Below are 4,270 nucleotides of genomic sequence, written 5' to 3'. Positions count from 1 at the left end.
GCGGCTCACTCTCTAAAAGTCAAAACCCCCTAGGTATTACTAGAACTAATCTTTTACAATCATGTCATAAATTAGCGGAAGGAGGCGAAAGCCATGAGGACACAGGAGGTCGTCGCTAGTTTCATGGCTGATTGTAAGCTCCGGGGGCTTTCTCCCAAAACCCTAAGGGGTTACGATTGCCATACTAAGCGACTTATAGAATTATCCCCAGAGTTCCCGCCCAAGTCTGACACAATACAGGAGTTCCTTGCAACCGTCAAGGGTGCTCACAATGCCGATGCCTATTACCGAACATATCATGCTTTAGGGAATTATGCCGAGAGGCGGTGTGGAATCCCTAATTTCATGCAATCGGTAACACGCCCTAGAGTTCCCAAACAAATCATGCCTACTATTTCAAACACGGAATTGAATTTACTAGCCGTGTTCCTTGAGAAAGCACCAGCTCGGGATAAAGCGATACTAGTCTTATTCATTGACACTGCTATCCGGAGTGGCGAGGCAGCTCTAAAGAGAAAAGATATTGGTGAAGACAGAATTATTATTCACGGGAAAACAGGATACCGTGTAGCCCCATTATCTTCAATTACCAGGGATTTACTTTTATCCTTACCGGTATATGAAGACGGATATGTCTTTCATGGGACTGGCAAATACAAGGATATACCGTTAGGGTCTACTGGCTTTTACAAGATAGTTAAGAAATATCTCAGGATGGTCGGCTATCAAGGGGGAAAACAATACGGCCCGCAAACCCTAAGGCGATCATTCGGGGTATTTCACCTTAAAGATGGCGGAGACTTAAAGAGCCTATCTCTTATTCTGGGGCACAGTTCCATAACCACGACGGCGAATTATTACACACCGCTTTTAACTGAAGATGTGATTCAGATACATCATAAACATAGTCCAATAAAAGTATTTGAGGAAGCAACAAATGAATCCAACACCTGAAAAGATACAAGAACTTATAAGAGCTTCTCATATAATTTCCTATGAGGGATATTACCATACACAGGATAAAGGTGATGGTGAGATGAACGCTTTATTCAGAACTATAATTCATCTCTTATCAAAAGCTATTACTAAGGAAAAGGAGGTGAAATGAGCATACTAACAAGTTCTATTCTCAATGAGGCAGACCTGGAGGAGATAATGGGTATGCCATTGTCAAACCTGAAAACCCTAGCCAGGGATGATGAGGAGTTTGTCCGCATCGTAAGGCTCGCCATTAACAAGGGGATTCAATTAGGAAGGGAGAGAGCAGTTCTGGCTTACAACAGGTCGCTTCGGGAGAGAATAAATTAAGGGAGGAAATGATAATGATAACTGAAAAAGCCAATCAACAATTTCAGATTGTCTCTGGCATGGTCAGGAAATTAAGTGATATAGAAGAAGTGTCTCTCTTGAACTTTCTAATAGGTTATCTATGGAGAGACGAGGAACTTTACAAGGGTATAAGTTCATGGCTGAGTAGCCAAAACAAAGAGGAGAAAAAGGGGGAATGATGGAAATCTGTGAATTTTGTGGCAGAGAAACAGAGGGTACCCAAGGTACATCAATGACGGGTGCTTATTGTATTGGATGTCTGCGTCTTACCATTAAGGAGTGCCAGAATGCTATTAAGGAACTGCAAGAACGGAAGCACAATCAGGGCAAAGACCTAAAAAGAAAAATATCCACAGAGGGTAATTCAGTTGATAAAGCCTACAATGATGCCTTCAAAAATCTCATTGAAGGCCCCAAAGATATTTAAGGATTGTGATTACTATTATTAAGGGGGGATGATGGAAGAGATAAAAAAGTGTAGAGATTGTGTCTCATGGTTTACCGTTGGGCAATGGCAAGGGAACTGCAAAATTCATTCCTGGGTTAAGCTCAAGTGGAGCGATTCGGCAACGCCAATTACTAGCAGATGCCAGGACTATACCCCAAGAATCTTAGTTGGAGCAACACAAAAGGAGGTTAAAAATGGCTGAAGGAGAGAAAAAGACAGAGACGTTTGATTATGAATTTTTACATAAGTGTCAATATGATATTGATTATGATGGCCGTAACCTTGATTGTGGTGAACCTGCCGTAGCAAAGGGATGGTGGGTTGATGAAAAAGGAACTATGACAAGTGTAGTTTATCTTTGTCCTGACCATTTACGATTCATATTGGCAAGGGAGGGAAACAATGGCTGAACGCAAGAACCTAACGATAACACAAGTCAAGGAAATCGAGAAGGTAGGGGATAAACAGATTCCCAAGCTATCTTTCACGATTAAAGGTCAGGAGGAGAAGCATTCATATTTCACCTTTAGACCCAGCCTCTTTGAAGCAATTAAACAAGGGCAAACAATCAGTGTTGATATAGAAACAGAAATAAGGGGAGAATATACGAATCACAAGATTGTCCAGATTTATATTGACGGGCAACCAATGGGTGGGAAGAAGGAAGGCTATCGTGGGAAGTCGCCTGAGGAGCTGGAGCAATCATTAAGATCACAGTGCTGCTCTTATGCAAAAGACCTCGCTGTGGCAGACAAGATTAAAGTAGTTGGGATAATCAATCAAGCCGATGTTTTCTATAACTGGGTAAAAAAGAGTGAACCCAAAGCGCCGGAGACTAAGCTAAAACCCGAAACCCAGGCGCCATCAGAAGCTAAAACCCCAGCGCCAGAAGAAAAGGCTAAGGTAGAGACACCTGAAACTAATGCAGAATTAGTAGCTAAAGCTTGGGAGAAGATAGGTAAAGAATCTCCCAGTGGCAAGGCAATCCCCAATATAACTGACTTCAAAAAATTGCTAATGAACCACAAGATACCTACCCATGAAGCCAAAGAAATCCTGAGTATCAAAGATTACGATGAATTAACAGACCTTGATGAAGCCTGGGAGAAAATAAAGAAGGCAAAGGGAATTAAATAGTGGATTTTCCTAATCGTTTCTTTTTTGAGGGATGGCGACTACCTAATACGGGATTAACTAGGGTGACAGATATTCCCTGCTCGGCTTGTGGAAAATCATTGATTGAAATACCCTTCTCGGCTGGAATTACGTTGTCCTGCGATAACTATGGATGCGCGCTATTTAGGGAACGCCAGGGGATAAGGAAGGCAAATAGAGTGTGCAGGGTTTGTCATACGGAACTTAATGGTAACTGGTCTCCGTTTCGCAAAAGGCAGAAGAGCAATATCTGTAAGACCTGCGATAGCATCCAGCGAAAATCAAGGCAAAATTATCCCGTGGAATTAGAACAGAAAAGAGAAAGGTATGCTTATGCCCGAAGTTTGGGTTTCCCGTGCAAAGTGGCAGCCAGGATTGATTACAAAAGCAAAGAGGCGATTAGGGAAATAGCTGAAGTGCAAGGATTATTAAATTGAGACTACTAACTCTTTTCATTCTTTCCTCCTTTTTGCACTTGGGGGGTGTCATTGCGAGCGAAGCGTGGCAATCCCCGCTACCAAATGAGAGGTGATAAATGAGAGAGATGACAGAACAAGAGAAGCAAAAACTGAATGAATCTACCCTATCAATGCTGAGAATATGCAGTTCCTGTGGATTACGGTTTGCGTCGCCAGATGGAAGAGATAAGAAGTGTTGGGAATGCCAAGGTTATGAAAAACCTCCAGTGCATTATTATGTATATGATGAGGATGGTCTCGCCATTGAGAAGCTAATTGATGCTAAAGGAGAGAGATGAACGGAATCTTGTTTAAGCCTTGGAAGATTAAGGCTATTGCAGAGAGTGATAGAGAATGGCAGACACGCCGATTAGGTGGGCTAAAGGAAATAAACGAACATCCTGATGAGTGGATATTCAAGGGGACTATTGATGGCAAGTATTGGTTTCAACATCCCCAATGCGAACGGGATGACTGGCTATACAACAGATATATTAAGCCTCGCTACCAAGTGGGCGAGGTTGTCTATATCAAAGAGGCGTATTGCCACAAGGTTGACCCTATTACTGCTGAGGTTAGTTATGATGAATTTTGGTATCGCCTTGATAATCCAGATGTTATCAAGGTTGATGGTGATGGTGGCCAGGAATTTAACAAGGATGGGACTGAAAAATCTCCCTGGGTTTCACCATTATTGATGCCTCAATCAGCAGCCCGCTACTTTACCAAGATAACAGACGTGAGGGCAGAGAGAGTCCAAGATATAACAGAAGAGGATGCTAAGGCGGAGGGAATTGACCCCCGATTTTGCACAAGAAGGATAGAGATTGAACCAGGGATAAGTAGCTTCATAAGTGGGGCGAAAGCTAGGTTCTCTATT

At 42.5% G+C, this 4,270-nt stretch carries 10 protein-coding genes; all 10 read left to right on the top strand.

The genetic code is table 11. From position 1 onward, the window contains the following. The first annotated feature begins 93 nt into the window (after nucleotides 1-93). On the top strand, nucleotides 94-954 hold the full coding sequence (locus MUP17_09990) for a site-specific integrase (protein MCJ7459311.1): 861 nt from the start codon (nucleotides 94-96) through the stop codon (nucleotides 952-954). Beyond that, entirely contained in the window at nucleotides 938-1,108 is a 171-nt protein-coding gene (locus MUP17_09985) for a hypothetical protein (protein MCJ7459310.1), read from the top strand. Before MUP17_09990 ends, MUP17_09985 begins: the two co-directional genes overlap by 17 nt. After that, a complete protein-coding gene (locus MUP17_09980; protein ID MCJ7459309.1) occupies nucleotides 1,105-1,308 on the top strand; it encodes a hypothetical protein in 204 nt (67 codons plus the stop codon). The genes MUP17_09985 and MUP17_09980 overlap by 4 nt, the downstream gene beginning before the upstream one ends. A 14-nt stretch (nucleotides 1,309-1,322) precedes the next feature. Then, the gene (locus tag MUP17_09975) at nucleotides 1,323-1,508 is read left to right on the top strand and encodes a hypothetical protein (protein MCJ7459308.1); all 186 of its coding nucleotides are present in this window, start codon (nucleotides 1,323-1,325) and stop codon (nucleotides 1,506-1,508) included. After that, the gene (locus MUP17_09970; GenBank protein ID MCJ7459307.1) at nucleotides 1,505-1,756 is read left to right on the top strand and encodes a hypothetical protein; all 252 of its coding nucleotides are present in this window, start codon (nucleotides 1,505-1,507) and stop codon (nucleotides 1,754-1,756) included. Before MUP17_09975 ends, MUP17_09970 begins: the two co-directional genes overlap by 4 nt. Nucleotides 1,757-1,971: 215 nt before the next feature. Continuing rightward, the gene (locus MUP17_09965) at nucleotides 1,972-2,187 is read left to right on the top strand and encodes a hypothetical protein (GenBank protein MCJ7459306.1); all 216 of its coding nucleotides are present in this window, start codon (nucleotides 1,972-1,974) and stop codon (nucleotides 2,185-2,187) included. Further along, nucleotides 2,180-2,914, top strand: a complete 735-nt coding sequence (locus MUP17_09960) for a hypothetical protein (protein ID MCJ7459305.1) — start codon at nucleotides 2,180-2,182, stop codon at nucleotides 2,912-2,914. Before MUP17_09965 ends, MUP17_09960 begins: the two co-directional genes overlap by 8 nt. 197 nt (nucleotides 2,915-3,111) lie before the next feature. Next, the gene (locus tag MUP17_09955; GenBank protein ID MCJ7459304.1) at nucleotides 3,112-3,369 is read left to right on the top strand and encodes a hypothetical protein; all 258 of its coding nucleotides are present in this window, start codon (nucleotides 3,112-3,114) and stop codon (nucleotides 3,367-3,369) included. A 98-nt stretch (nucleotides 3,370-3,467) separates the two neighbouring features. Beyond that, nucleotides 3,468-3,689: a hypothetical protein gene (locus MUP17_09950; protein MCJ7459303.1), complete on the top strand. Its 222-nt coding sequence runs from the start codon at nucleotides 3,468-3,470 to the stop codon at nucleotides 3,687-3,689. Beyond that, on the top strand, nucleotides 3,686-4,270 hold a 585-nt coding region (locus MUP17_09945), incomplete at its 3' end, for a hypothetical protein (GenBank protein MCJ7459302.1). The genes MUP17_09950 and MUP17_09945, both read left to right, overlap by 4 nt.

This window comes from Candidatus Zixiibacteriota bacterium (assembly GCA_022865345.1).
Classification (GTDB): Bacteria; Zixibacteria; MSB-5A5; order MSB-5A5; family RBG-16-43-9; genus RBG-16-43-9.
The sequence above is the reverse complement of the archived record's forward strand: the minus strand, read 5'-3'. Positions and strand labels throughout refer to the sequence as shown.